The following is a 25,347-nucleotide window of genomic DNA, read 5'->3' as shown; positions in this document are numbered from 1 at the left end:
AGCAGGGTCCGAACCCCCGTATCCCGGATACGGACCGGCCCGAACCATCACAGTGGGAGTGCCTGTGGCACGCGTCGTCGTCGACGTCATGCTCAAGCCGGAAATCCTCGATCCCCAGGGGCAGGCCGTGCAGCGCGCGCTGCCGCGTCTGGGATTCGACGGAATCACCGACGTCCGCCAAGGCAAGCGTTTCGAACTGGAGCTGGAGGGACCGGTCGACGAGGCCGCCCTCGCCCGCATCCGCGAAGCCGCCGAGTCGTTCCTCGCCAACACCGTGATCGAGGACTTCGTGGTCCGCGTCGAGACGGAGGAGGAGAAGTGACGATCCGCGTCGGCGTCGTCACCTTCCCCGGCTCGCTCGACGACCGCGACGCCCAGCGCGCGGTGCGTATCGCCGGTGCCGAGCCGGTCGCGCTGTGGCACAAGGACAAGAACCTCCAGCAGGTCGACGCGGTCGTCCTGCCCGGTGGATTCTCGTACGGCGACTACCTACGTTGCGGCGCGATCTCGCGCTTCTCGCCGGTCATGGAATCGGTGATCGAGCAGGCGCAGGCCGGCCTTCCGGTATTGGGCATCTGCAACGGTTTCCAAATTCTTTGCGAATCCCACCTGCTGCCGGGCGCGCTCACCCGCAACGATCACCTGCACTTCATCTGCCGTGACCAAAAGTTGCGCATCGAGAACGTGTCCAGCGCATGGACGTCGGACTTCGCGCCGGGGCAGGAGATCACCGTTCCGCTCAAGAACATCGATGGCGGTTTCGTCGCCGACGAGCGCACCCTGGACATGTTGGAGGCCGAGGGGCGCGTGGTCGCGCGATACCTCGACGTCAACCCGAACGGATCGCGTCGCGACATCGCCGGCATCAGCAACGCCGCCGGGAATGTGGTCGGCCTGATGCCGCACCCCGAACACGCGGTCGAGCCGCTGACCGGTCCCACGACCGAGGGCCTTCCGTTCTTCACCTCGATCCTGAAGCGCCTGGTGAACGCCTGATGAGCCTGGACACCGTCAAGAACGCGCTCGAGCACCCCGGGGTCGAGCAGCCCTTCGCCGAACTCGGCCTCAAGCCGGACGAGTACACGCGCATCCGGGAGATCCTCGGCCGCCGGCCGACCTCTTCCGAGTTGGCGATGTACTCGGTCATGTGGTCCGAGCACTGCTCGTACAAGTCGAGCAAGGTGCACCTGCGCCAGTTCGGCGACAAGATGCCCGAGAACGACGCCATGCTCGTGGGCATCGGCGAGAACGCCGGCGTCGTCGACGTCGGCCAGGGCTACGCGGTGACCTTCAAGGTCGAGTCGCACAACCACCCCTCCTACGTGGAGCCCTACCAGGGCGCCGCGACCGGCATCGGTGGCATCGTGCGCGACATCCTGGCGATGGGCGCCCGCCCGGTCGCGGTGATGGACCCGCTGCGGTTCGGCGCTGCCGAGCACCCCGACACCCGGCGTGTGCTGCCCGGCGTGGTCGCGGGCATCGGCGGCTACGGCAACTGCCTGGGCCTGCCCAACATCGGCGGCGAGATCGTCTTCGACCCCTGCTACCAGGGCAACCCGCTGGTCAACGCCCTGTGTGTGGGTGTGATGAAGCACGAGGACATCCACCTCGCGCAGGCGTCCGGCGCGGGCAACCTGGTGATCCTGTACGGCGCCCGCACCGGCGGCGACGGGATCGGCGGCGTCTCGGTCCTGGCCTCGGAGACCTTCACCGAAAACGATGGTGGTGGGTCCGGCCCGGCCAAGCGCCCGGCCGTCCAGGTCGGTGACCCCTTCCAGGAGAAGCTGCTGATCGAGTGCACCCTGGAGCTGTTCCGCGAGCACCTGGTCGCGGGCATCCAGGACCTCGGCGGCGCTGGGCTGTCCTGCGCCACCTCCGAGCTGGCCTCGGCCGGCTCCGGTGGCATGCGGGTCGAGCTGGACACCGTTCCGCTGCGCGACCACACGCTCTCGCCCGAAGAGATCCTGATGAGCGAGTCGCAGGAGCGCATGTGCGCGATCGTGGAGCCGGCCCACGTGGCCCGCTTCATGGAGATCTGCGACAAGTGGGACGTGATCGCCACCGTCGTCGGCGAGGTCACCGAGGGCGACCGGCTGGAGATCTTCTGGCACGGCGAGCAGATCGTCGACGTGCCGCCGCGCACGGTCGCGCACGAGGGTCCCGTCTACGAGCGCCCCTACGCCCGCCCGCAATGGCAGGACACGCTCCAGGCGGACGCCGCCGAGCGGCTGCCGCGCCCGGGTACGGCCGAGGAGCTCAAGGCAACCCTGCTGAAGGTTGTCGCCTCGCCGAACCTGGCGGACAAGTCGTGGGTCACCGCGCAGTACGACAAGTACGTGCTCGGCAACACCGTGCTGGCCCAGCCGGAGGATTCCGGCATGGTCCGGATCGACGAGGAGAGCGGCCTGGGCGTCGCGCTCGCCACCGACGGCAACGGCCGCTTCTGCAAGCTCGACCCGTACACCGGTGCGCAGCTCGCACTGGCCGAGGCGTACCGCAACGTGGCCACCACCGGCGCCAAGCCGCTGGCCGTCACCGACTGCCTGAACTTCGGCTCGCCCGAGGACCCGGCGGTGATGTGGCAGTTCGCCGAGACCACGCGTGGTCTCGCCGATGCGTGCCAGATCCTGGGCACGCCGGTGACCGGCGGCAACGTGTCCTTCTACAACCAGACCGGCGAGACGGCGATCCACCCGACGCCGGTGGTCGGCGTGCTGGGTGTGATCGACGACGTCGAGCGGCGCACGCCGATCGGCTTCGCCGAGGAGGGGCAGATCATCCTGCTCCTGGGCGACACGCACGAGGAGCTCTCCGGCTCGGCCTGGGCCCAGGTGGCCCACGACCACCTGGGCGGCCTGCCGCCGAAGGTCGACCTGGAGCGCGAGCGGCTGCTCGCCGAGATCCTGATCGCGGGTTCGCGGGACGGCATGATCGACGCCGCGCACGACCTCGCCGACGGCGGCCTGGCCCAGGCGCTGGTCGAGGCGTGCCTGACCGGCGGCAACGGCGCCCGGGTGGTGCTGGCCGAGGACCTGGACCCGACCGTCGCGCTGTTCAGCGAGTCGGCGGGCCGGGCGATCGTCGCGGTGCCGCGGAGCGAGGAACTGCGCTTCAGCGACATGTGCAAGGTGCGCGGCCTGCCGTGTGCCCGGATCGGCGTGGTCGACGGCGACACCCTCGACTTCCAGGGCCACTTCACGGTGGCGCTGGACGAGGTGCGCGCCGCCCACGAGGGGACCCTGAAGGGTCTGTTCGGCTGAGCCGCCCGCACCGAGGGTGCCCGTGCGACGTGCTTTGCGCACGCCGCACGGGCACCTTCGGCGTTTCGACCGCACGATCCGATCGAAGCGCGCCCGCACCGCCGACCCCGCCGGGGACCGCGCGGTGCTACGTCCCCAACCGATATGGGCGGAAGGTGCCGTGTCCGGGCCAGTACGGATAGGGCACCGTGCCGTGGTGCGCGCCCTTCGAGGCGCTCTCCTCGTACGCGTGGTAGCTCGTGTGCGCCGCATCGGCCCAGCCCGCGAAGATCAGCGTGTGTCCGGCCGCCCCCGGCGCGGTGTTCAACAGGATGTCGCCCGGCCGCAGGTCGTCCTCGGCGATCCGGTGGGACACCTCCGGCAGGGTCACCGTGGTCAGCCCCGGGGGCGGCAGCCCCCAGGCCATCGAGACCAGCCCCGAACAATCGGTGCGGTAGCCGTCGTGCAGTCCGCTCATGCTGTAGCGCAGGCGCAGGTCGGCCCACCGCTTCGCCCGGGCCACGATCTCGTCCGCATCCGGCACCGATGACGCGACGGGAGTGACCGACGCGGCCGGTGTGTCGACGGCGACCGGTGTGATCCGGGTGATGCCCGCGCCGCGGCCGATCGGCCGGACGGTGACCGGTCCGTCGAACGCCTCGGGCAGCGTGAACGGCGGTTCGGCGACCCGGACCGAGGCGGCGGCCGGCGGGGCGGCGCCATTCGGCGCGGCCAGGTCGAGCAGTCGGGTCGCCGCGACCGAGTCCACATCCGCGTACGCCCGAGCGTTTTCGGCCAGCCGATCGGCCAGATCCACCCCGGTGCGCTCGGCCCGATCCAGTGTCTCCACCGCCTCGCGCAGCCGAGCGAGCACCGCCTCGAAGGTGGGTGGCGCCAGCGGCCGACTCGCCGCCACATCGACCGCCGCGACGCGCTCGCGCAGCGCCCACACCTCGCCGGCGATGGCACGCAGCCGGCCCGCGAGCGCCACCAGCACATCCGGTGCCGCGCTGAAGGCGCCGGTCACCGCGGCGCCCACAGCTCGTCCAACCAGGCCGCGCTGCCGCCGGCCGGAAAGTGCTCGTGCCCGCCGGGCCCGGCCGCCTCCCGGGCCGCCCGCTCGTTGGCCGCGATCCGGGCGAGCGCGGCCCGCATCGCCGCCGCGTGCGCCCGCAGCGCCTCGACCACCGCGAGCACGGCCGGCTCGGTCGCCGCGCACTCCCGCCGCCAGGTCTGCGCGCGAACCGCGAAGGCGTCCGCCGCGTCGCCGTGCCAGTCGGCGGCGATGACCGGCCCGGGCCGTACCCGTTCGGTCGCCGCCGCCAACTCGGCCGCGATCGTGTCGATGCGGCCCGGATCCCCGTAATTGCTCATGCGCCCAGCGTCACGATTTGTTGGCCGGTCCGGGTGATCGCGTGCCGAATCTGTGCAGAAACGAATCGGCTACGCGCGCTCGGCCACGCGCTCCGGGCCTCGTCCGGTGGACCCGCCGAGATCCGCCGGACAGGGCCTAGCCTGCACCCATGACGAGCCGCCCCGCCGCCCCCCGCCCCCGCAAGGTCGACCCGGTCAAGGTGCGTGCCGCACTGGTCGCGCAGTGGCGCGCGATCGTGGACGTCACGGCACGGTTGACCCCGGCCCAGCTCGCCGCCCCCTCCGGCCTGACCGGCTGGTCCACCGCCAACCTGGTCGGGCACTTGGCCGCGAGTATCCAGGCCGTGCCGCGCTGGCTCGCCGAGCCGACCCCGACCGGCCCGGTGATCACCGTGGAGCAGTGGGCGAACGGCACCTCCGCGTACGCCGCCGTGATCTCCTCCATCGCCGACGAGATGGCCGAGGCCGGCCACACCCCCGCCGACTACGCGGACGCCGCGATCGCGGCCCTGGACGGCGTCTCGGACACCCGGATCACCATCACCCGGATCGGCCCGATGCGCGTCGCCGACATGCTCGTGACCCGCCTGGTCGAGGGCGTCGTGCACGCCGACGACCTCGAACGTGCCACCGGCGAGCCGTTCCCGCACGACCGGCACGCACTGGCCACCGTGGTCCGGGCACTGGCCGACGCGCTGGCGAGCCGGGTGCCCGGCCACTCGGTCGAGGTCCGCGTCCCGCCGTTCGCCGTAGTGCAGTGCGTCACAGGCCCCCGGCACACTCGGGGCGTTCCGCCCAACGTGGTCGAGACCGACCCAAGGACCTGGATCCGACTCGCCACCGGCCGCCTGACCTGGGCGGACGCGGTCGAGGACGGTCGGGTGCTGGCCAGTGGCGAACGCAGCGACTTGTCCGGATACCTGCCACTGATGGGGTGATCCGCGACTGATCCGGCGCTGTCGTAGACTCGATCACGTGCCACGTGGCGATGGACGACTCAACCACGATCTCTTCCCCGGCGAGAAGGGCCCGCAGGATGCCTGCGGCGTCTTCGGCGTTTGGGCCCCCGGCGAAGAGGTCGCAAAACTCACCTACTTCGGTCTCTACGCATTGCAGCACCGCGGAACGGAATCCGCCGGGATAGCTGTGAGCAACGGATCCCAGATCCTGGTCTTCAAGGACATGGGCCTGGTTTCCCAGGTCTTCGACGAAACCACCCTGGGCTCGCTCCGCGGGCACATGGCCGTCGGCCATGCCCGCTACTCGACCACCGGTTCGTCGGTCTGGGAGAACGCCCAGCCGACCTTCCGGGCAACCGCGACCGGCAGCATCGCGCTCGGCCACAACGGAAACCTCACCAACACGGGTGAGCTGTCCCGTCTGGTCGCCGAGCAGGGCCCCGATCGCGGCGAACTGAACTACCCCTACCAGGGCCGGATCGAGGCCAGCAGCGACACGGATCTGCTGACCTCGCTCCTGGCCGGCAGTCCGGACCTGTCCCTGGAACAGACCGCGATGCAGGTGTTGCCCCAGGTCAAGGGCGCCTTCTCGCTGGTCTTCATGGACGAGACCACGCTCTACGCCGCGCGCGATCCCCAGGGCATCCGGCCCCTCGTGCTCGGTCGGCTCGAACGCGGCTGGGTGGTCGCGAGCGAGACCGCGGCCCTGGACATCGTCGGTGCCTCGTTCATCCGCGAGATCGAGCCGGGCGAGCTGATCGCGGTCGACGAGCACGGCCTGCGCACCCGACGCTTCGCCGAGGCCAAGCCCAAGGGCTGCGTCTTCGAATACGTCTACCTGGCCCGCCCGGACACCACGATCGCCGGCCGCGGCGTCTACGCGTCCCGGGTCGAGATGGGCCGCCGACTGGCCCAGGAGTTCCCGGTCGACGCCGACCTGGTCATGCCGACCCCGGAATCGGGCACCCCCGCCGCGATCGGCTACGCCGAACAGTCCGGCATCCCGTACGGAAACGGCCTGGTCAAGAACTCCTACGTGGGCCGGACCTTCATCCAGCCCAGCCAGACCATCCGGCAACTGGGCATCCGGCTCAAGCTCAATCCGCTGCGCGAGGTCATCCAGGGCAAGCGACTGGTCGTCGTCGACGACTCGATCGTGCGCGGCAACACCCAGCGGGCGCTGGTGCGCATGTTGCGCGAGGCCGGCGCGGCCGAGGTGCACGTGCGGATCTCCTCGCCGCCGGTGAAGTGGCCGTGCTTCTTCGGCATCGACTTCGCCACCCGGGCCGAGCTGATCGCCAACGGTCTCTCGGTCGACGAGATCGCCAAGTCCCTCGGGGCCGACTCGCTCGCCTACATCTCGATCGACGCGATGGTCGAGGCGACCACCATCCCCAAGGACCGGCTGTGCCGGGCCTGCTTCGACGGGGAATACCCGATCGAACTGCCCGATCCCGAGCGGCTGGGCAAGCACCTCCTCGAAGGCATCGAGCAGACCGTCCGCACCGACGTGGACGGCGTGCAGGCCCTCCTCGGCGGTGGCGGGGCCGAGGACGCGCTCCGCCGTCCCTGATCAGCCGAGTCCCCGAGTTCTCTTCTTCGGATCGCCACGTCGTGTCCCCTTCCCGGGGGGCACGACGGGGCGTCCGAGGAGATCCACCGACCCGACCCGAAAGGGCCGCCGCCGTGAGCGACCAGTCCACCCCCACCCCCCGCACCGCGACCTATGCCGCGGCCGGCGTCGACATCGAGGCCGGTGACCGCGCCGTCGAACTCATGAAGCAATGGGTCGGCAAGGCCACCCGGCCCGAGGTCGTCGGCGGCCTGGGCGGCTTCGCGGGCCTGTTCGACGTGTCCGCGTTCAAGCGGTACGAACGCCCCCTGCTGGCCACCGCGACCGACGGGGTGGGAACCAAGGTCGCCATCGCGCAGGCGATGGACAAGCACGACACGATCGGCCACGACCTGGTCGGCATGGTCGTCGACGACCTGGTCGTGTGCGGCGCCGAGCCGCTGTTCATGACCGACTACATCGCCACCGGCAAGGTCGTTCCCGAACGCATCGCGGCGATCGTCAAGGGCATCGCCGAGGGCTGCGTACTGGCCGGCTGCGCGCTGGTCGGCGGCGAGACGGCCGAGCACCCCGGCCTGCTCGACCCGAACGAGTACGACGTCGCGGGCGCCGGCACCGGGGTCGTGGAGGCCGACGGCCTGCTCGGCGCGGCGCGGGTGCGCGAGGGCGACGTGGTGCTCGCGATGGCCGCCTCCGGTCTGCACTCGAACGGCTACTCGCTGGCCCGCCACGTGTTCTTCACCCTCGCCGGCTGGAGCCTGGACCGGGACGTCCCGGAACTGGGCCGCACGCTCGGCGAGGAACTGCTCGAGCCGACCCGGATCTACTCGCTCGACTGCCTCGACCTGGCCCGGCGTACCGACGTGCACGCCTACTCGCACGTCACCGGAGGCGGCCTGGAGGCCAACCTCGCGCGCGTGCTTCCGACCCACCTGGACGCGCGCCTGGACCGCTCGACCTGGACGCCGGCCCCGGTCTTCGGCCTGGTCGGCGCGCTCGGCGACGTGGCCCGCGCCGAGTTGGAGAAGACGCTGAACATGGGTGTGGGCATGGTCGCGGTGGTCGCCGCCGACGCGGCCGACGCGGCGCTCGCGGTGCTCGCCGAGCGCGGCGTACCGGCCTGGATCCTGGGCGACGTCGTCACCGGCTCCGGCCGGGCCGTACTGAGCGGTGATCACAAGGCATGACGAAGGCACCCTCGGCGGTGGCCGTCGTCCCGGATCGGGACGGCGGTGCCTCCGTGGGCGCGTTCGCGAACACGCCAAACGGCCCGGGGTCGAGTAGTCGTCCTACTCGGTCCCGGACCGGGCGGTGTCACAGCGCACGGGCGCCCCGGCTGAAGAGGGCGTTCGTTCCCGTGCCCGAGAACGAAGAACGCAGGGTCAACGATGGCGCGATCGGCCGTCGTCTTCCTCGTCTTCGTCATCGTTGTAACGAGCCGAATACCCCGCGTAGGGGTCGTCGAACTCGTCTTCACTCGTGTCGTCGTCAACCTCAGGCTTGCCGATCGGCAAGTCGGTTGGCGACGACGCGCCCAGCTCTTCAGCCAGACGGCTCAGATCCGTCCCGCCGCTGTTGTACTTCAGCTGGCGGGCGACCTTTGTCTGCTTGGCCTTGGCCCGGCCGCGCCCCATGGCTCGACCCCCTCAACGACGGGGCTCACGGCCCCGGGTCTTGACACGCGTTCATAGTCAGGGTCGGTTCGATGGCACTTGAGAACCGGCCCGTAGGGGATTAACGGTACCTGCTTCCGCCGCCGGACGGTACGTCGCATGGGTGACAGCGGGGCTCGGACCCCGACCGGGCTGTGCCGTTCCGGCTGGTCAGGGGCCTGGTCTGGGGTCCTTTGCCGAGTCTGACGATACCGTGTCGGTCAGCTTTGGAGGTAGATGTCACGCAGGCGGCCCACATCCGCCATGCGCCGCTCGGCCAATCGGTCCGCCGCGACGGCCGGTGGCACACCCTCCTCGTCGGCCAGCGCGAAGATCTTCGCGGTCGTCGCGCGGATGCCCGTGGCCTTGCGCTTGGCCCGTTCGAAGTTGAATCCGTGCCGCTCGTCGGCGACCTGGATCACCCCGCCGGAGTTGACCACGTAGTCCGGCGCGTAGAGCACGCCGCGTTCGGCGAGCGCCTTCTCGATGCCGGGGTGGGCCAATTGGTTGTTGGCCGCACCGCACACCACGGCGGCGGTCAGCACCGGCACGGTGTCGTCGTCGAGCGCGCCGCCCAACGCGCACGGCGCGTACACGTCCAGGTCCGAGAGCCGGATCAGGGTGTCGGTGTCGGCCACGGAGTCCACCTCGGGGTGCTCGTGCCGCACGTGCGCCACCGCACGCTCGTCCACGTCGGTGATCACCACCGAGGCGCCGTCCGCGACCAGGTGCCCGACCAGATGCCGGCCGACCTTCCCGACGCCCGCCACGCCCACTCGGCGCCCGCGCAGCGTCGGGGTGCCCCAGCGGTGCTCGGCGGACGCCAGCATGCCCTGGAAGACCCCGTAGGCGGTCAGCACGGACGAGTCGCCCGCACCGCCGTTCTCGGGGGAGCGGCCGGTGACGTAGGCGCACTCCTTGGCCACCACGTCCATGTCGTCGACGTAGGTGCCCACGTCGCAGGCGGTGATGTAGCGACCACCCAGCGATTGCACGAAGCGTCCGTAGGCGCGCAGCAGCGCCTCGCTCTTGTCCCGGTTCGGGTCGCCGATGATCACGGCCTTGCCGCCGCCGTGGTCGAGTCCGGCGAGGGCGTTCTTGTAGGCCATGCCGCGGGAGAGGTTGAGGACGTCCGCGACGGCCGCTTCCTCGGTCTCGTAGGGGTGGAACCTGGTGCCGCCGAGGGCGGGTCCCAGGGCACTGGAGTAGATCGCGATGATCGCGCGCAGGCCGCTCGCGCGGTCCTGGCAGAAGACGACCTGTTCGTGGCCGGTCGACCTGCCGAACACCAGGCCCGACGTCGTGCCGTCGGGGCCATCCATCCTGTCGGTCACTGTGGTGACTCCATGGGATCGTGGTGATGTATCCGCCGCGCGGATCTGCGCGGCTGTCCAAGCCTAGAACCCGGGCGGATCACCGGGTTGGACCTTCTTCACGTCGGGGCCGGGCCGACGTGCCAAGATTCGTTCGTGCGGACTTCGGTGGTTGCCCCCTACGCGGCGTACCTGCGGGTGTACGAGCCGCTTGCCGCGTTTCCCGAACCGGAACGCGAGCGGTGGGCCGCCTACGCCGCCACACAGCCGGCAGGCACCCCCGCGTCGCCCGAGGCACCCTCGCCCGCCGGGCTGACCGCGCAGGAGCACCGGAGCGGCCTGGAGAACCTCCTGGCCACCCCTCCCGTGATCGCGCCGCCGCACGAGAGCGAGGACGCCTACGTGCACGTCCTGGACGGCGTCACGGTGATCTGCCCGCGGCAGACCCGGCTGCGCTGCTGGACGGCGCTGGCCGAGCTGCGTCGGGAGTATCCGGCGACGGTGCTGGACGTGTTCTGGCCGCGGATGGTGATCGATCAGGCGCACGTGGAGCACGAGCGGTGGAAGTCCGCGCATCCCGACGTGCAGCCGCACATCCACAGCAGCACGTGGCACGTGCCGGTGCGCTGGTTCGTGCTGTTCGCCCCGGACGAGCGGGTCCTGGTGCCCGCGGCCGAGGACGCGTCGGCGGGGCCGGGCGAGCTCTACTACCGGACGCCGATGGTGCAGGCCCGACGTCGGGTCGCCCGGGCGCTGAAGGTGCTCCGCGAGACGGTCGAGGACGGTGCGCTGATCACCGGGTTGGAGAACGTGGGCCGCTGGCTGGAGGAGTTCCATCCGCGCGCGCTGGTCGAACTGGACTACGGCGGTCTGGTGCGACTGCTCGGAACGGGTGATCCGGCGGCCGAGAACTCGGTCGGGGACGTCGCGGAGGGCATCGCCGCGCTGGGTTCCGGTGACGGAGCGCGAGCATCGGCGGCCTACCGCAGGATTACGGAGCGTTGGCAATCGGTACGTGCGCTGGAGCACGCGAGCTGAGCAAGCGTCCGCATTTCATGAAGTTTCGGCGTGACCGTCGTCACTCTTTCGTGTTCACTCACCCTGCGATCTGAAAGCCTCTCAACCTGCTGGTTCGAGTTGTGGGACTCCCAGCCCTCCAGGTTGGTGGAGATCGACTCACAACAAGGTGCATACGCCAGCGAATGGTTCGTATATGATGAAAAGGACAAACCAGATGTAGTCGGTCTGGTCCGGTCGGGTCATCGGGGATACTTCGTTGCTGGTGGGACGGGGTGGACACGAGGGGCCGATCGGGCTTGAGTGACTCATCGTCACAGTCGAGTGACTGTCCGCTATGCCTGGTCCTTCGGGATCGCGTGGCTTGAACCCTGGGATGCCAATTCCGGCGGTTTGACCAACCGGGTGCGGCGGATGGTGTACTTGTACTGTGAAGGACAAGCCGTTCGTCCTATAACCGACTTGGCCCTCGTGAACTATTTAGGACATCGTGGGTCAAGGTGCAGAATTTGAAGAAAGAACCGTGTTGGTTCGGTTCTCCCGAGGAGGCCGCTCATGACCGCTCGTACGCCTGATGCCGAGCCGCTGCTGACGCCGGCCGAGGTTGCCAGCATGTTCCGCGTCGACCCCAAGACGGTGACGCGCTGGGCCAAGGCCGGCAAGCTCACGTCGATCCGCACGCTCGGCGGACACCGTCGCTACCGCGAGGTGGAGGTTCGCGCCCTGCTCGCGGGCATTCCGCAGCAGCGCAGCGAAGCCTGAGGGCTGCGTCGAAAGCTTTTCCCCCGAGTGCTGCACCGGACCCCGCCGGGTCCGGTGCAGCACTCTTTTGTGCGCCCGGTGAGGTCGATCCGGCGTGCCGGTCGGCCCGGCGTCGCTTCGCTGCTGCTCCGGGGGCCGGCCCGGGGTCCGGACGGCGGGTCGGATGGCGGCTCGCCGGCGTCCGGCACGGTCGGTCGGGGCGCCACGGGGGGCCCGCCGGGCCGTTTTCACCGGGGATCCATGACGGCGTCCAGTAAAATATCACATAGAATGAACGGTCGATTTCCGGCCGTCGATGAAAACCATTTCCAGTCAAAACAGTGACCTTGGTCACACAGGTGTTCCCGGTCGGCCCGCGCGGGCGCTCGGGGCAGTGGTCCGGACCTTTCCCCGGTCCGGCCGATCGACGAAGCCCTCGGCGGGGCGGCGCGAGCCCGTGGGACACCGGGAGCCCCCGCCCGGTGGCGGGGATGCCGCGGGCGTCGGGACGCCGGTGGGCGCCGTAGGGGCCGCTCGCGGCGCGGTCGGCCGGGGGACGCCGCGGCGCGGCTCGGTGGACTCGGGGTCTTCGCGCCCCATTCGGGTCGCGCGGACACGACGACCGGGGGCATCGGGGCGGATTCGACGGGCCCGGCCCGACAACGCCGATTGAACACGCTGAGTGAGGATTCGAGTGTTCGCGGCGCGATTTCGATTTCGCCGAATCGCCGGCCTTGGTGACTGTGCGCAATCAACGTGGGCGTGCGCGCGGTGGTGGGTCGGTCAGTCCTCGTCGAGCCAGGCGAGCCGGGTGTCCTCGTCCGGCGCCGGGCCGTCGATCACGTGCGGCAGGAAGCGCGCGTACCCGTCGGTGACCGGGCCGCTGGACTCGCGGATGCCGACGCCCGCGGACTTCCCGTCCACCACCCATGCGCCGAGCACGGGCTTGTTGCCGTCGAAGTCGGGCAGCGGCACGTACTCCTGGAAGCACCAGCCCTCGTCGCCGTACGCCTCGGCGGGCTGGATGTGCTCGCCGGCCGGGGTGACGATCCGGATCGCGTCGCCCTCGCGCCCGTGCAGCGGCTTGGCCACGTACGACTCCATACCGCGCGGTGAGTCCAGGAAGGCGGGCAGCAGGTTCGGGTGGCCGGGATACAGCTCCCACAGCACCGCGAGCAGCGCCTTGTTGGACAGGATCGCCTTCCAGGCCGGTTCGATGAACAGGCACGAGCGGGGGTGGCTCACCAGGTGCTTCCCGAACGGCTCGGCGAGCATGTCCTCCCACGGATAGAGCATGAACATCGTGTCGATGCCCCGCTCCTCCAGGTCGACGAAGCGCAGCCGCTCGCTGTCCCAGCCGATCTCGGCGACCTCCAGGCCGATCGTGGTCAGTCCGGCCTCGGACGCGGTGTCGCGGAGGTAGGCGGTGTGCAGCCACTCCTCCTCGTCCTCGGTGCCCTCCACGTGCGCGAAGTGCATCGTCTCCGAGCGCAGGTAGGGCTTGATCCGCCGCCACGCGTGGACCAGTCGCTCGTGCAGGCTGTTCCACTGGTCGCGCTCGGGGAAGCGGTCGCGCAGCCAGTACCACTGGACCAGGGACGCCTCGATCAGTGCGGTGGGGGTGTCCGCGTTGTACTCCAGCAGCTTGGCCGCGCGACCGTCGCCGCCCCACGCGAGGTCGAACCGCCCGTAGACGCTCGGGTGTTCCTCCTCGAGCGTGATCCGCAGGTAGTCGCGGGCCTCGTCGGGCAGCCCGAACGCTGTCAGGTCGCCGCGCTCGATCACGTGCCGGGCCGCGGCGACCGACATCTCGTGCAGTTCCTCGGTGACGTCCTCGAGCCGGTCCACCTCGTCGAGGGTCAGCTCGTAGTACGCCTCTTCGTGCCAGTACGGCACCTCGGTGCCGTCGTCGTCCTCCCAGGACGCGTAGAGCAGCCCCTGTGACTCGACGAGCGGCTTCCAGCCCGGTCGAGGTGTGGTGGGTATACGGCGCATGGCTCAAGCCCTCCCCGGATGTGACACCGCGTCAACTTGAACTCTTCGACGGGCACGAGCCGAAGCCGCCGCGTTCCACTTTGCCCTTGCGCGGGTGATCGAAGGATCCCTGCCCGGCGACGAGTGCCGTACCCCTGGCGGGGGTGAGGGTCTGTCCACACGAATGCGGGACGTAGTACCAGGACAGGGTCGGATCGGTTCGGCCCAGGCAGCGGAAGTCGTCCACGCGCACGTTGTGCGTGCGATCCGCGCAGACCTCCGCGTAACCGCTCCTGGCGGAGTTCTTGCCGCCGCCGCTCCCGCACGCGGTGAGCGCGCCCGCGAGGGTCAGGGTCAGGGTCGCCGCGACGGCGGTCGACGTCATGCCGCCCTTGCGCTGCGGACGCGTGCCCGACGACACGAGCCTGACGATACGAGAGGGGGTGCCGGCCACGAGTCCTCCGCTCCATGGGCTGTCGGTGACGGTCCGATGCGAACCGACTCCGAGGACGGTACCGACACCCGTGCGCCCGCGGTGGGCCGGTGAGTGGGAAAACACTGAAGTCCTCGGCGACTTCGGGTCGATTTGTTCGACGGTGGCGGGGATGCCCGATCCCGGACGCGGGCGGATGTTCGACCGCCCGCCGTGCTCGCCGGCATCGCGGGCCGCCCGATCGTCGGTGTCGGCGGTGGCCTGGTCCAGCCGAAGCGCGAGCGCTGGGACCGCCGGCTCGACGTCGCCGAGCGTGAGGCCGCGCGGGCCGGCGTGAACGCCTGCCGGCAGGGCCGCGGCGACGCGATCGCCGGGCAACCCGTTCCGCTCAGACCCCGCTCGCACCGAGCAGGGTGCCCACCGCGTAGGTGACCGCCATCGCCAAAGCTCCGCCGGCGGCGGTGCGTACGATCGCGCGGACCGGCGCCGCACCGCCCAATCGGGCTCCGCTCCAGCCGCACAGTACGAGTGCGACCAGTACGGCGGCCACCGTGATCGGCAGCCGGGTCGAGGCGGCCGGCAGCACCATCGCGAGCAGCGGCAACAGCGCGCCGACGGTGAAGGCCAGGAAGCTGGCGCCCGCCGCGTGCCACGGGTTGGTCAGCTCGTTCGGGTCGATCTTGAGTTCGGCCTGGGCGTGAGCGGCGAGCGCGTCGTGGGCGGTGAGTTGTTCGGCCACCGCGCGCGCGAGCGACTCGGTGAGCCCCTGCTCCTCGTACAGCCCGGTCAACTCGTTGAGTTCGGCCTCGGGTTCGTCGGTCAACTCGCGCCGCTCCTGGACCAGCGCCGCCTTCTCCGCGTCGCGCTGTGTGCTCACCGAGACGTACTCGCCCGCCGCCATCGACAACGATCCGGCGAGCAGTCCGGCCAGCCCGGCGGTGAGCAACTGGGCGCGCTCGTCGGTGGCTCCGGCGACGCCGACCACGAGACCCGCGGTGGAGACGATCCCGTCGTTGGCGCCCAACACCGCCGCCCGCAGCCAGTTCAGCCGCGTCCCCATCGCCTCGTCGTGCGGGGAGTGGACAGGCATCCGGTCGGGGGTGTCCGCGGCGCTCATGACCGAAGTATCACGACGAAGTCCGGGACGAACGGCGCGGACACGAGCGCGTGCCGGGTGCTGCACCCGGGCGGGTGAGCCGGCCGGGTGCGTCGGCATCCGACCCGCGTGGTCGGCCCACCGTGATCGGGGCGACAACGCAAGAACGCCCCGGACGATGAATCGTCTGGGGCGTCGGTATCTCCGGCTGCGGTGGCCAGGGGCGGGGTCGAACCGCCGACCTTCCGATTTTCAGTCGGACGCTCGTACCAACTGAGCTACCTGGCCTCGATGGATCAGGGCGCCTCTCGGCGCCCCGACCTCTCCATCTTGCGGTCCTGACGGGATTTGAACCCGCGGCCTTCACCTTGACAGGGTGACGAGCACTCCAAACTGCTCCACAGGACCTCTACCCGCGTTTCCTTGGGCTTCCTTCGTGTTGAACCTTACCGTACTGGCTGTGCGGCTTGTTCCGGCCCCCCGGAGGGGGTTTGTTGCGTGCCCCCAACGGGATTCGAACCCGTGCTACCGCCTTGAAAGGGCGACGTCCTAGGCCACTAGACGATGGGGGCTTGTTGGCCGTGTCCGGCGTCTTGTTGCCGTCGGGGACGTCCCGAACTATACGGGGTTTTCGGCGGCGCTTGCAAAGCGGATAACCGGGGGCCGGCGCGAGCCCGGGACCGGCCCGGTGAACGGGGGTGCGAAGCCGCAGAATGGGGGAGTGCTGGAGATGTCGCGCGAGGAGTTCGAGGAACTGGTGGCCGAGGCCCTGGACCGGATCCCGCCTGAGCTGACCAGGCTCATGGACAACGTGGCGATCTTCGTCGAGGACGAGCCCGCCCCCGACGGCGAACACGGGACCGGCCTGCTCGGCCTGTACGAGGGCATCCCGCTGACCGAGCGCGGCGACTGGTACGCGGGCGTGCTGCCGGACCGGATCACCATCTACCGCAACCCCATCCTGCGGATCTGCGAGACGTACGAACACGTCGTCGAGGAGGTGGAGGTGACCGTCGTGCACGAGGTGGCGCACCACTTCGGGATCGGGGACGAGTGGTTGCACGAGCACGGGTACGGCTGACCGCGCGTCAGCCGGCCGCGGCGTGGCCGAGGGCGGCCGCGGCCAGGCCCAGGATCAGGCTGAGCAGGACGTAACCGGCGGCGACGGCGCGCCGGCCTCGGGCGTAGGTGTCCACGGTCGCGTAGCCGAAGGTGCTGAACGTGGTGAGGGCGCCGCAGAAGCCGGTGCCGATCAGCGCGGTGATCCGCTCGCCGGGGGCCAGGCCGGTGAGCACGCCCAGGATCAGCGAGCCGACCACGTTCACGGTCAGCACGCCCCACGGGAAGGCCGATCTCGTGCGTGCGGACACGTGCAGGTCGGTCAGGTAGCGCAGCGGGGCGCCGATCAGCGCGCCCAGGACCACCATCAGCGGGATCATCCGGCGACTCCGCGCCGGCGGCGGGCGCCGGCGAGGCCGACCTGTACGGCGGCCAGTCCCAACGCCACGCTGCCCGCGGCATAGAGGCAGGCCGAGGCCCACGCGTGGCCGGCCGCCAGGGTGCGCGTCTCGACGGCGAACGTGGAGAACGTGGTGAAGCCGCCCAGCACGCCGGTGCCCAGGAAGGGGCGGGTCAGCGGTCCGGGCGGCATCAGGCCCATCAGGATTCCCATCAGCAGGCAACCCGTGACGTTGGTGAGCAGGGTCGCCCACGGAAAGGCCGTGCCGCTGTGCGGGAGCGCCTCGGCGAGCGCCCAGCGGCCCAGTGCCCCGATGGCGCCGCCGATCGAGACCGCGGTGAGTACTCGGGTCTGTGACACCCGAACACGCTAGGGCCTGTCCGGCGGACAGGGCCTGGTGCCGGGCTCGGGTTCGAGATCGCGCGCTCCCGTCGCGCCCTCACGCGCTGCGGCCGAACGGGTGACGGGAGGTGTCGCGAGATTGGAGCCGGGGTTTCCCATGCCCATGCTGAAGCGGTGACCACGCAGGGGGACATCGGGCCGATGCCGGACTTCGCCGACGAGCCCGAGTTTCCCGGAACCGGAGCAACCACCCGAATGGGCGAGCCCGCATCGGCCGCGTCGGTCGTGCCGCGCGCTCGCGGCGAGCGGCGGCACCCGCCGGGACCGCAGGCGTACGGACCGGTCCCCGGCCAGGCGTGGGGGGATCCGGAACCGCGGACCCGGGAGAGGGGACGCGCGGGCGCCGGGGAGCCGGCGCCGGCGGAGGGCGCCGGGGAGCTGGACGCGTTCGCCGAGCCGGCCGAGCCGGCCGAGGGGAGCGGGCAAGTCCCGGGGCGGGCAGCCGAGTTCGCCCCGTTCCGGGTGACCGGCAACCTCGCGGCGGGGTTGGCCGAGGTCTCCTGCGCCGAGCCGGTCTCGATGCTCACCCGGTGGTTCGGCGTGCAGGTCGCAACCGAGCCCGGGCCCGCCGTGGAACACGGATCCCCGGTGGTGCCGGATCGGCGGGCCACCAGGCGTCGCGGGTCCACGCACCGTGCCCATCGGGTCGTCGAGACGGCGCACACCGAGGTCGCGAAGGGCCCTGCGGAGGGGCGATCGGCAAGCCCCGGCGGCGAGTTCGCCACCGCCTTCGTGGTGGCCGCGCTCGTTCTCACGGGGTTGCTCCACCACTTCGGCTGGGCACGTGCCTCGGCCCGGTCCGACTACCTCGGGTTCGACGAGAGCGTGCTGGACACGCCGACGCTGGAGTATCTGGCGGACGGCCTGCGCACGCTGTACCGGCCGCTGCTCGTACTGGTCGCCGCGCTGCTCGCGGTACGGGTGACGCATCCGCGGCTGCTGGTGTGGCTGCGCCGGCATCGGCGGATCGCCGCGTGGTGCGCGTGGTCGCTGCGTTGCGCGTGGTTCGTGGTGCCGGGCGCGACCTGGATCGCGGTGTACCGGTGGCCCGCCCGCGGTGCGCAGTGGTGGTCGCTGCTGCTGCCCTGCTCGCTCGCGGTGGGGCTGTTGATCAGCGCGTACGGAGTGCTGCTCTCGCGCCGGATCGGGGCGCACCGGCGCAGCCCCGCGACCGGTTCGCGGCTGTGGTCGCCGGCGGTGCTGCTGACCGGGGCCGCCGTGGTGTTGTGTCTGTTCTGGGCGTCGGGGACGTACGCGAAGGTGTCCGGGCGCGACGCGGGCAAGGCCGTTGCGCACCAACTGCCCAGGCGGACCGGTGTCGTCCTGTACTCGGTGCAGGATCTGCGGATGCGGTCGGACGACGGGATCGCGGTCGAGGAAGAAATCGGTGCCTCCTACCGTTACCGGTACACCGGATTGCGCTTGTTGCGACGTGCCAGGGGGACACTGTTCCTGCTCCCCGAGCACTGGTCGTGGCAGCGTTCGAGACTGCTCGTCGTACACGAGGACGCACGCCTGCGGGTGGAGTACGAACGCACCCGATAGGCGTAAACGAGCAGTGATCGGGTACGCTGGTGAATCGCTTTGCCCATATCCAGGCGCCGCCATGAGTCGCGACGCCTCGTAGGCTCGTTCTGGTGCTCCGCAGAAGTGTCGCTTTCTCGTGCGACCACATTTCGGCTGCGGACCTTCGAGACGGGCCGCATCCGGAAGGTTTTGCATGCCCCCCTATGCCAATGACACTGCTACGCCCATGCCCGGCACCGAAGGTGCCGAGGTGCAGGAGGGTGTGGCGGGTGCGCAGGCAGCCGAGGTGACCGAGGTCGCCGCGGAGATCACCGAGATCGCTCCCGAGGTCGTCGAGAACGACGACACCAATGACGGCGACACCGAGCTCGCGGCGCAGGACGAGGCCGCGACGGACGCCGATGTGCGCAACGACACCGATGGCGACACGGACGTCGAGGCGAGCGTCGAGGACGACGCCGCCGACGAGGCCGGGCTCGACGAGGCGGACGACGCCGCGGACGGGGTCGACGCCGAGGCCGTGCCCGAACCGACCGGCCCCAGCTTCGCCGAGTTCGGTCTGCACAAGGACGTCGTGGACGCGCTCGCGCGCCGCGGCGTGACCCACCCGTTCCCGATCCAGGCGGCGACGCTGCCGGACGCGATGTCCGGCAAGGACATCCTCGGCCGCGGTCGTACCGGTTCCGGCAAGACGCTGGGCTTCGGTCTGCCGATGCTGACCCGTCTGTCGGGTCGCAAGGCCCGGGCCCGTCGCCCGCTCGCGCTGATCCTCACGCCGACGCGTGAACTCGCGATGCAGGTGCACGACGCGTTGGAGCCCTACGGCCGCATCCTCGACCTGCGGATGAAGACGGTCACCGGCGGCATGTCGATGCCGAAGCAGATCTTCGCGCTGGAGCGCGGCGTGGAGATCCTGGTCGCCACCCCCGGTCGGCTCCAGGACCTGGTGGACCGCGGTTCGGCCGTGCTGGACAACGTCGAGATCACCATCCTCGACGAGGCCGACCAGATGGCGGACATGGGCTTCCTGCCCGAGGTCACCGCGCTGCTCGACCTGATCCCGGCCGGCGGCCAGCGGATGTTGTTCTCCGCGACGCTGGACAAGGGCGTGGACGCGATCGTCCGCAAGTACCTGGTGGACCCGGTCACCCACTCGGTGGACCCGCACTCGTCGTCGGTGACGACCATGTCGCACCACGTGCTGGTCGTGCAGCCCAAGGACAAGACGTACGTCACGGCGGCCATCGCGGCTCGTCGCGGGCGCACGATGATCTTCGTGCGGACCAAGTTCGGCGCCGACCGCGTCGCGCAGCAACTGCGTGAGGCGGGCGTCCGTGCCGAGGCCCTGCACGGCGGGATGACCCAGGGCGCGCGTACCCGCACCCTGGCCGAGTACAAGGAGGGCCGCACGCCGGTCCTGGTCGCCACCGACGTCGCCGCCCGCGGCATCCACGTCGACGGCATCGACCTGGTCCTGCACGTGGACCCGGCCGCCGACTCGAAGGACTACCTGCACCGCGCGGGTCGTACCGCGCGCGCCGGCGAGGCCGGTGCGGTCGTCACGCTCGCGCTGCCGCACCAGCGCCGCACGGTGGACCGCCTGATGGAGGACGCCGGCGTCGAGCCGACCCGCCTTCGGGTGCAGGGCTCCAACGACCCGGAGATGCGCAAGCTCACCGGCGCGCGCACGTTGTCCGAGGTCAAGGCGCAGTCCGTGGCGGACGCCGCGGTCGAGGCCGAGGCCGAGGCCGAGCGGCTCGCCGGTCGGATCATCGAGCTCAAGGCCGAGGCCGCGGAACTGCGCCGCAAGGCCGCCGAGTTGGCCGAGGCCGCGAAGAACGGCGACGTGCCGGCGCGCACCGAGCGCTACGAGCGTCCCGACCGGGGCGACCGCGGCGGCGACCGGCGCGAGGGTGGTTACCGGGGCGACCGCGGTGACCGCGGCAGCGACCGTCCGCCGTACGGCGGCGACCGCGGCGGCGACCGTCGTGGTGGCGCGCCGCGTGGCGACCGGCCGTCCTACGGCGACCGGGACCGGGCACCGCGTTCCGGTGACCGTCCGTCCTACGGCGGCGGCGAGCGGCGCGAGGGTGGCTACCGCGGCGACCGTCCGTCGGGCGACCGCGGCCCGCGTGGCGACCGTCCCGCCTACAACGACCGTCCGGCGTACAACAGCGGCGACCGCGGTCCGCGCACGGGTGACCGACCGGCCTATGGCGACCGGGCGCCGCGTACCGGCGACCGTCCCGCGTACGGGGACCGGGCACCGCGTTCCGGTGACCGTCCGTCCTACGGCGGCGGCGAGCGGCGCGAGGGTGGCTACCGCGGCGACCGTCCGTCGTACGGGGACCGCGCGCCGCGTACCGGCGACCGTCCCGGTTACGGCAACGACCGCGCCCCGCGCGGTGACCGTCCGACGTACAACAACGACCGGCCGTCCTACGGCGACCGCGACCGTTCGCACGACCGCGCGCCGCGTCGGGACGGTCACTACGACCGTCCGGCCGGTGGCCCGGCGGGCGACCGCAAGCCGCGGTGGAAGCGCGACGCGTAAGCGTCGAGTGACCTCGCGATAACTGACGCGTAGTCAAAAACACTGGGCGGGGCGGGATCGATCGCGTATCGATCCCGCCCCGCTCAGTAATGTGGCGACATGAAGCGGACCTCGTTCGGAACCTGGCCGTGTTCCATCGCGCGCGTCCTCGACTTGTTCGGCGACGGCTGGACGCCGCTCGTGTTGCGAGAGGCGTCCTACGGGGTCCGGCGGTTCGAGGATCTCCAGGAGAACCTGGGCATCGGCCGCAACGTGCTGGCGCAGCGGCTGAATCTTCTGGTCGAGGAGGGCCTGCTCGATCGGGTCCCGTACGAGGAGCGGCGCCCCCGGCACGAGTACGTGCTGACCGCCAAGGGCCGTGACTTCTTTCCGGTGCTCGTCGCGATCGGCCAGTGGGGCGACACCTGGCTCGCGGACGAGACCGGACCGCCGGTGGTCTACCGGCACGGTGGGTCCGAGGGGCACGAGGCGGAACCGGCCGTGGTCTGTTCGGTGTGCGGCGACCCGCTCCATCTGGAGGACGTCGAGCCCTTGGCGGGACCGGGTATGACGCCGCGTCAGGCGCATCGGGCGGTCGCCGAGGGGCGCTGTGGGCCGCGTGCCTCACCGGTGCCGGCGCAGCGCGGGAACTGGTTGCCGCGGATCTGATGCCTTCGGGGATCGCACGGTCGCGGATCCGATGTCTTCGTGGATCCGCCGCCTTCGGGACCCGATGTCCGTGCGGGTCCGCCGCCCTTGGGGATCCGATGCCTTCGGGTCTACGAGCGGGCCGGCTCGCCGCGGTCCAGCTTGTCCCGCAGGCCCAGTTCGGCCCGGTCGGCGGCGGCCTGGCCGTGTCGCCACCCGTCCGCGTCGCGACCGCGCAGGCGGTGTGTGGTCTTGGTCGGGAACATGCGCTCGGTGGTCTCCCGAACCGCGACGTCGCGCGCGGCCAGGACCGGCAGCAGGCGGTTCTCCGCGGCCTTGTTCGCGCTCGTCTCGGCCTCCTCCTTGGCGGCGGTGAGCCGCTCGCGGATCCGGTCGGCGTAGGCGATCAGGAACGACTGGCGGAAGGTCTTGGTCCGCCGGGAGCGGCCGGACTCGTGGTAGCGCGAGCCGGCCCGGTTCATCGCGGCGGTGGCCTGCACCAGGAGCGAGGTGTAGAGCAACTCGACCGCGTCCAGGTCGGAGTCGAAGCCGACCACGGTGGAAAAGCCCAGCGAACTCGACCAGATCGCCTGGCAGCCGTTGGCGTCGGCGACCGCGTCCAGCAGCAGTGCCTTCGCGCCCTCGTACGGATTGTCCACGCCGATTCGGCACGCGGCGGGAGCGTGGCGCGAGCCCTCCTGCGCGCCCAGCAGCGCCTCGTCGATCCGATGCCGGGTCATCAGCTCCTGCGCCTTGGCGGTGAACGCCTCGGCCTCCTCCGGGAACTCGCTCGACTCGGCCTTGGCGAGCAGGGCGCGCACCCGGCCGAGTTGGCGGGGTTCGCCGGTCGCGGGCCGGCTGCGGGCCGGCTCCTGGAAGGACGCGGCGGCGAGCGGCTCGATGGCGGGCAGTCGGGCGATCGAGCGGAGCAGTTCGAGCACTCGCGCGGCGGTGCCGAAGCGGTCCAGGTTCTCCCGGGCGCCCAACTCGGTGAGGTAGGCGTCGTCCGAACTCCACCACGGAGTGCTCGCGTCCAGGTCGCGCAGCTGGGCCGTCCATCGGCGGCCGGTGCCCGGATGGCTGCGGGCCTGTGCGGCGACCAGGTCGGCGGCGATCGGGGCGTGTCGCTCGCCCAGCTCGCGGGTGACCGCGCGGACCACGTCGGCGGGTTGCCAGCCGCGCCGCCAGCAGCCGTCCGCGGTGCGCTCGTACAGGGCGAGCACCGCGCGCGAGATCTGCGGCCAGTCGGCGGCGGAGGCCGCGAGCAGGGACGCGCCGAGGTCGATCGTGTCCTCCAGGGCGTCGTCGGACGCGCTCAGGACGGCATGGAATTGGGTTTCGACGAGCGTGGTGGGCACCCGTCAAGGATTGCATTTTCGGCGCGCGGACGATCCGGGCCCGAGCGGCGCCGGACCCGCCCCGGGTCCGCGGGGCTCAGATCCTGGCGTAGCGGCCTGGCGCGGTGCCCACGGCGGCGGTGAAATCGCGGGTCAGATGGGCCTGGTCGGCGTAGCCCAGGTCGGCGGCCAGCGCCGCCCAGTCGATCCCGTCGCCGTGCTCGGCCCGCTCGGCGACCTCCTGGAGGCGGGCCCGGCGGAGCACCCACTTGGGGCCGACCCCCACATATTCGGCGAACAGCCGCTGGAGCCGGCGGACCGGAACACCGACCTCCCGGGCCAGGTCGTCGACCCGGAACAGGTTCGGGTTCGTGGTGACGCGCTCGACGATCGCGGCCACCTCGGCGATCGTCGGGTCGACGCCGGTCGCGGTGTCGAGCGGCGCGGGCAGCACGCCGCGCAGCCAGGACTCCACGAGGGCGACCCGGTCGGACTCGTCGACGGTGTCGAGCACCCGTTCGCCCGCGGCCACGACGCCCGGGCCGAACAGGTCGGCCGCGGCCGGCACCCGATCGGTCAGCGCCGCCACCGGACCGGTCAGGAACGGCCGGAAGCCGCCCGCCCGGAACCGGACCCCGAACACGTGGCCCGCGCCGCTCAGCTCGCGCTCGAACACGTCCCGCACCACGCCGTACACCGCCGGGTGCGGCTGCTCGAAGACCAGGTGCACGTTGGGATGGGAGAGCACCTTCTGCCGGTAGGGCGATCGCCCGCGCAGGTCCCAGCGCACGATCCAGTGGTAGTCGACGAAGGGCGCCAGATCGGCGGCCGGCTCGTACAGGCTCAGGTCCCAGGCACCGGGCGCGACGGCCGCGCGCAGCACCCCGCGAGGGCGGTAGGGAAGCCTCATCCCACCACCGTAGACGGTGCCTGTGACATGGCCCGGGGGTGCGGACGGGCCCCGGTGGTCGGGCCTGTCGCGTTTGTTCAAGACCGGCTTCGGGGGGCCGCATAGCGTCGTATCCATGAACATTCACCACCTCTTCGTCGAAGCCTCCGCCGAAGCCGACCGGCTCGCCCACGGCGTTGCGCCCGAGCAGACCGCCGGACCGACCCCGTGCCCCGAATACGACACCCGGGCGCTGCTCAACCACTGGATCGTCTACACCTCGCACGGCTTGGAGCACCGGGCGCGGCGCACGACGCTGCCCGAGGAGCTGACCACACGCGACTTCGTGGGCGAGCCGGACTGGGCCGACGCGTACGGCGCGCAGCTGCGGCGCGGGGTGGCGGCGTGGGCGGAGCCGGCCGTGTGGGAGGGCGAGATCGACTTCGGCGGTGGCGGGACGATGCCCGCGACGGAGATCGCCGCGATGCTGCTCCTGGAACTGGTCCTGCACGGCTGGGACGTGGCCCGGGCGACCGGACAGGAGTACCGGGCGTCGGTGGAGCTGGGCGAGGCGGTCGAGGGCATCGTGGCGAGGTATGCGCAGATGTATCGCGAGTACGACGGCTTCGCGGTGGCGGTGGTCGTGCCGGAGGGTGCGACCGCGTTCGAGCGAGCGATCGGGGCATCCGGCCGGGATCTGCTCTGGAAGCCCTGAGCGCTGAGCCCTGAGCCCTGAGCGCTGAGCCCTGAGCGGATCGGCGCCCGGGTTGATCGGGGCGCTTGGTGGCCGGATCGTCCGTGGTGGGGCGAGGGGCGTGGGGCGTGGGGCGTGGGGCGAGGGGCGAGGGGCGAGGGGCGTGGTGGCACGGAGGCACGGGGGCGCGGGTGAGGGGCCCTACGTTTTCCGGACGCCTGGCTTCTCTGTCTTTTACGCCGCGAGGCCGAGTTTGTCGTGGTCCCGGAGAGCTTCAAGTGGCGTGCGGTATCCCAGGCCCGAGTGGATTCGTCGGCGATTATAGAAGCCCTCGATGTATCTGACAACTTCGCGGCGTGCCTTCGCATGGTCCGTGAAGACGTAACGGTTCAGGCATTCGTTCTTCAGCGCGCCGAAGAACGACTCCGCCATTGCGTTGTCCCAGCATACGCCGGTGCGTCCGACCGACTGGCGCATGCCGTGACGG

At 71.1% G+C, this 25,347-nt stretch carries 25 protein-coding genes and 3 tRNA genes; 13 read left to right on the top strand and 15 right to left on the bottom strand.

Annotated features, from left to right (window positions below; all coding sequences use genetic code 11):
* Nucleotides 1-64: 64 nt before the first annotated feature.
* Genes purS through purL form a run of 3 tightly spaced genes read left to right on the top strand, consistent with a single transcriptional unit; the run spans nucleotide 65 to nucleotide 3,260 of the window.
* Complete coding sequence (gene purS / locus A3IC_RS0139715; RefSeq protein ID WP_020555628.1) at nucleotides 65-322, top strand: phosphoribosylformylglycinamidine synthase subunit PurS; 258 nt, start codon at nucleotides 65-67, stop codon at nucleotides 320-322.
* Nucleotides 319-996: a phosphoribosylformylglycinamidine synthase subunit PurQ gene (gene purQ / locus A3IC_RS0139710; RefSeq protein ID WP_020555627.1), complete on the top strand. Its 678-nt coding sequence runs from the start codon at nucleotides 319-321 to the stop codon at nucleotides 994-996. Before purS ends, purQ begins: the two co-directional genes overlap by 4 nt.
* Nucleotides 996-3,260: a phosphoribosylformylglycinamidine synthase subunit PurL gene (gene purL / locus A3IC_RS0139705; RefSeq protein ID WP_020555626.1), complete on the top strand. Its 2,265-nt coding sequence runs from the start codon at nucleotides 996-998 to the stop codon at nucleotides 3,258-3,260. Before purQ ends, purL begins: the two co-directional genes overlap by 1 nt.
* A 127-nt stretch (nucleotides 3,261-3,387) precedes the next feature.
* Here the strand turns inward: purL and A3IC_RS63295 are convergent, their stop codons facing one another.
* Together A3IC_RS63295 and A3IC_RS0139695 are read right to left on the bottom strand one after the other, a co-directional pair.
* The gene (locus A3IC_RS63295; RefSeq protein ID WP_020555625.1) at nucleotides 3,388-4,278 is read right to left on the bottom strand and encodes an NlpC/P60 family protein; all 891 of its coding nucleotides are present in this window, start codon (nucleotides 4,276-4,278) and stop codon (nucleotides 3,388-3,390) included.
* A complete protein-coding gene (locus A3IC_RS0139695) occupies nucleotides 4,263-4,613 on the bottom strand; it encodes a hypothetical protein (RefSeq protein ID WP_020555624.1) in 351 nt (116 codons plus the stop codon). The genes A3IC_RS63295 and A3IC_RS0139695 overlap by 16 nt, the downstream gene beginning before the upstream one ends.
* A 149-nt stretch (nucleotides 4,614-4,762) precedes the next feature.
* On the opposite strand from A3IC_RS0139695, the gene A3IC_RS0139690 reads away from it, so the two are divergent.
* From A3IC_RS0139690 to purM, 3 genes are all read left to right on the top strand, one after another.
* A complete protein-coding gene (locus A3IC_RS0139690) occupies nucleotides 4,763-5,551 on the top strand; it encodes a maleylpyruvate isomerase family mycothiol-dependent enzyme (RefSeq protein WP_020555623.1) in 789 nt (262 codons plus the stop codon).
* A gap of 37 nt (nucleotides 5,552-5,588) precedes the next feature.
* A complete protein-coding gene (gene purF, locus A3IC_RS0139685; RefSeq protein WP_026219276.1) occupies nucleotides 5,589-7,145 on the top strand; it encodes an amidophosphoribosyltransferase in 1,557 nt (518 codons plus the stop codon).
* A gap of 113 nt (nucleotides 7,146-7,258) precedes the next feature.
* The gene (gene purM / locus A3IC_RS0139680; RefSeq protein ID WP_020555621.1) at nucleotides 7,259-8,332 is read left to right on the top strand and encodes a phosphoribosylformylglycinamidine cyclo-ligase; all 1,074 of its coding nucleotides are present in this window, start codon (nucleotides 7,259-7,261) and stop codon (nucleotides 8,330-8,332) included.
* A gap of 195 nt (nucleotides 8,333-8,527) precedes the next feature.
* Here the strand turns inward: purM and A3IC_RS0139675 are convergent, their stop codons facing one another.
* Nucleotides 8,528-8,779, bottom strand: a complete 252-nt coding sequence (locus tag A3IC_RS0139675; RefSeq protein WP_020555620.1) for a DUF3073 domain-containing protein — start codon at nucleotides 8,777-8,779, stop codon at nucleotides 8,528-8,530.
* A gap of 239 nt (nucleotides 8,780-9,018) precedes the next feature.
* Entirely contained in the window at nucleotides 9,019-10,119 is a 1,101-nt protein-coding gene (locus tag A3IC_RS0139670) for a Leu/Phe/Val dehydrogenase (protein WP_020555619.1), read from the bottom strand.
* A 147-nt stretch (nucleotides 10,120-10,266) separates the two neighbouring features.
* On the opposite strand from A3IC_RS0139670, the gene A3IC_RS0139665 reads away from it, so the two are divergent.
* Both A3IC_RS0139665 and bldC read left to right on the top strand, forming a co-directional pair.
* Nucleotides 10,267-11,148: a DUF8083 family protein gene (locus A3IC_RS0139665; RefSeq protein ID WP_040877918.1), complete on the top strand. Its 882-nt coding sequence runs from the start codon at nucleotides 10,267-10,269 to the stop codon at nucleotides 11,146-11,148.
* 534 nt (nucleotides 11,149-11,682) lie between these two features.
* Nucleotides 11,683-11,889, top strand: a complete 207-nt coding sequence (gene bldC / locus A3IC_RS0139655) for a developmental transcriptional regulator BldC (RefSeq protein ID WP_020555617.1) — start codon at nucleotides 11,683-11,685, stop codon at nucleotides 11,887-11,889.
* A gap of 762 nt (nucleotides 11,890-12,651) precedes the next feature.
* On the opposite strand, the gene A3IC_RS0139650 is transcribed toward bldC, so the two are convergent.
* The 6 genes from A3IC_RS0139650 to A3IC_RS0139625 all read right to left on the bottom strand — a co-directional run bounded on the left by A3IC_RS0139650 (nucleotide 12,652) and on the right by A3IC_RS0139625 (nucleotide 15,943).
* Nucleotides 12,652-13,863: a glutathionylspermidine synthase family protein gene (locus tag A3IC_RS0139650; protein WP_020555616.1), complete on the bottom strand. Its 1,212-nt coding sequence runs from the start codon at nucleotides 13,861-13,863 to the stop codon at nucleotides 12,652-12,654.
* A gap of 31 nt (nucleotides 13,864-13,894) precedes the next feature.
* Nucleotides 13,895-14,263 carry a hypothetical protein gene (locus tag A3IC_RS69220; RefSeq protein WP_158696289.1) on the bottom strand — a complete coding sequence of 123 codons (369 nt, stop codon included), beginning with the start codon at nucleotides 14,261-14,263 and terminating at the stop codon, nucleotides 13,895-13,897.
* A 400-nt stretch (nucleotides 14,264-14,663) separates the two neighbouring features.
* Nucleotides 14,664-15,392: a VIT1/CCC1 transporter family protein gene (locus A3IC_RS0139640; protein ID WP_020555614.1), complete on the bottom strand. Its 729-nt coding sequence runs from the start codon at nucleotides 15,390-15,392 to the stop codon at nucleotides 14,664-14,666.
* A gap of 193 nt (nucleotides 15,393-15,585) precedes the next feature.
* A tRNA-Phe gene (locus A3IC_RS0139635) sits at nucleotides 15,586-15,659 on the bottom strand.
* Nucleotides 15,660-15,704: 45 nt separating this feature from the next.
* Nucleotides 15,705-15,779, bottom strand: a tRNA-Asp gene (locus A3IC_RS0139630).
* A 91-nt stretch (nucleotides 15,780-15,870) separates the two neighbouring features.
* Nucleotides 15,871-15,943 (bottom strand) — tRNA-Glu (locus A3IC_RS0139625).
* Between the two features lie 149 nt (nucleotides 15,944-16,092).
* Between A3IC_RS0139625 and A3IC_RS0139620 the strand changes: the two genes are divergently transcribed.
* Nucleotides 16,093-16,452 carry a metallopeptidase family protein gene (locus A3IC_RS0139620; protein ID WP_020555613.1) on the top strand — a complete coding sequence of 120 codons (360 nt, stop codon included), beginning with the start codon at nucleotides 16,093-16,095 and terminating at the stop codon, nucleotides 16,450-16,452.
* 7 nt (nucleotides 16,453-16,459) lie between these two features.
* Here the strand turns inward: A3IC_RS0139620 and crcB are convergent, their stop codons facing one another.
* On the bottom strand, nucleotides 16,460-16,810 hold the full coding sequence (gene crcB, locus A3IC_RS0139615; protein ID WP_020555612.1) for a fluoride efflux transporter CrcB: 351 nt from the start codon (nucleotides 16,808-16,810) through the stop codon (nucleotides 16,460-16,462).
* Complete coding sequence (locus A3IC_RS0139610; RefSeq protein ID WP_020555611.1) at nucleotides 16,807-17,190, bottom strand: fluoride efflux transporter FluC; 384 nt, start codon at nucleotides 17,188-17,190, stop codon at nucleotides 16,807-16,809. The genes crcB and A3IC_RS0139610 overlap by 4 nt, the downstream gene beginning before the upstream one ends.
* Before the next feature lie 156 nt (nucleotides 17,191-17,346).
* Here A3IC_RS0139610 and A3IC_RS0139605 point away from each other — a divergent pair, with 156 nt between their 5' ends.
* The 3 genes from A3IC_RS0139605 to A3IC_RS0139595 all read left to right on the top strand — a co-directional run bounded on the left by A3IC_RS0139605 (nucleotide 17,347) and on the right by A3IC_RS0139595 (nucleotide 21,961).
* Entirely contained in the window at nucleotides 17,347-18,777 is a 1,431-nt protein-coding gene (locus A3IC_RS0139605) for a hypothetical protein (RefSeq protein WP_026219273.1), read from the top strand.
* 208 nt (nucleotides 18,778-18,985) lie between these two features.
* Nucleotides 18,986-21,313, top strand: a complete 2,328-nt coding sequence (locus A3IC_RS0139600) for a DEAD/DEAH box helicase (protein WP_020555609.1) — start codon at nucleotides 18,986-18,988, stop codon at nucleotides 21,311-21,313.
* A gap of 99 nt (nucleotides 21,314-21,412) precedes the next feature.
* Nucleotides 21,413-21,961, top strand: coding sequence for a winged helix-turn-helix transcriptional regulator (locus A3IC_RS0139595; protein WP_020555608.1), 549 nt, complete (start codon nucleotides 21,413-21,415; stop codon nucleotides 21,959-21,961).
* Nucleotides 21,962-22,071: 110 nt separating this feature from the next.
* Here the strand turns inward: A3IC_RS0139595 and A3IC_RS0139590 are convergent, their stop codons facing one another.
* Together A3IC_RS0139590 and A3IC_RS0139585 are read right to left on the bottom strand one after the other, a co-directional pair.
* Nucleotides 22,072-23,298: a DUF2786 domain-containing protein gene (locus A3IC_RS0139590; protein ID WP_020555607.1), complete on the bottom strand. Its 1,227-nt coding sequence runs from the start codon at nucleotides 23,296-23,298 to the stop codon at nucleotides 22,072-22,074.
* Between the two features lie 76 nt (nucleotides 23,299-23,374).
* Nucleotides 23,375-24,187 carry a helix-turn-helix domain-containing protein gene (locus tag A3IC_RS0139585; RefSeq protein ID WP_079026986.1) on the bottom strand — a complete coding sequence of 271 codons (813 nt, stop codon included), beginning with the start codon at nucleotides 24,185-24,187 and terminating at the stop codon, nucleotides 23,375-23,377.
* Between the two features lie 115 nt (nucleotides 24,188-24,302).
* On the opposite strand from A3IC_RS0139585, the gene A3IC_RS0139580 reads away from it, so the two are divergent.
* A complete protein-coding gene (locus tag A3IC_RS0139580) occupies nucleotides 24,303-24,881 on the top strand; it encodes a TIGR03086 family metal-binding protein (protein WP_020555605.1) in 579 nt (192 codons plus the stop codon).
* 213 nt (nucleotides 24,882-25,094) lie between these two features.
* On the opposite strand, the gene A3IC_RS59260 is transcribed toward A3IC_RS0139580, so the two are convergent.
* A partial coding sequence (locus A3IC_RS59260; RefSeq protein WP_020555604.1) for an integrase core domain-containing protein occupies nucleotides 25,095-25,347 on the bottom strand: 253 nt, incomplete at its 5' end.

It is taken from the genome of Embleya scabrispora DSM 41855 (assembly GCF_000372745.1).
GTDB classification, from domain to species: Bacteria; Actinomycetota; Actinomycetes; order Streptomycetales; family Streptomycetaceae; genus Embleya; species Embleya scabrispora.
This window is presented reverse-complemented; position numbering and strand designations above follow the sequence as displayed.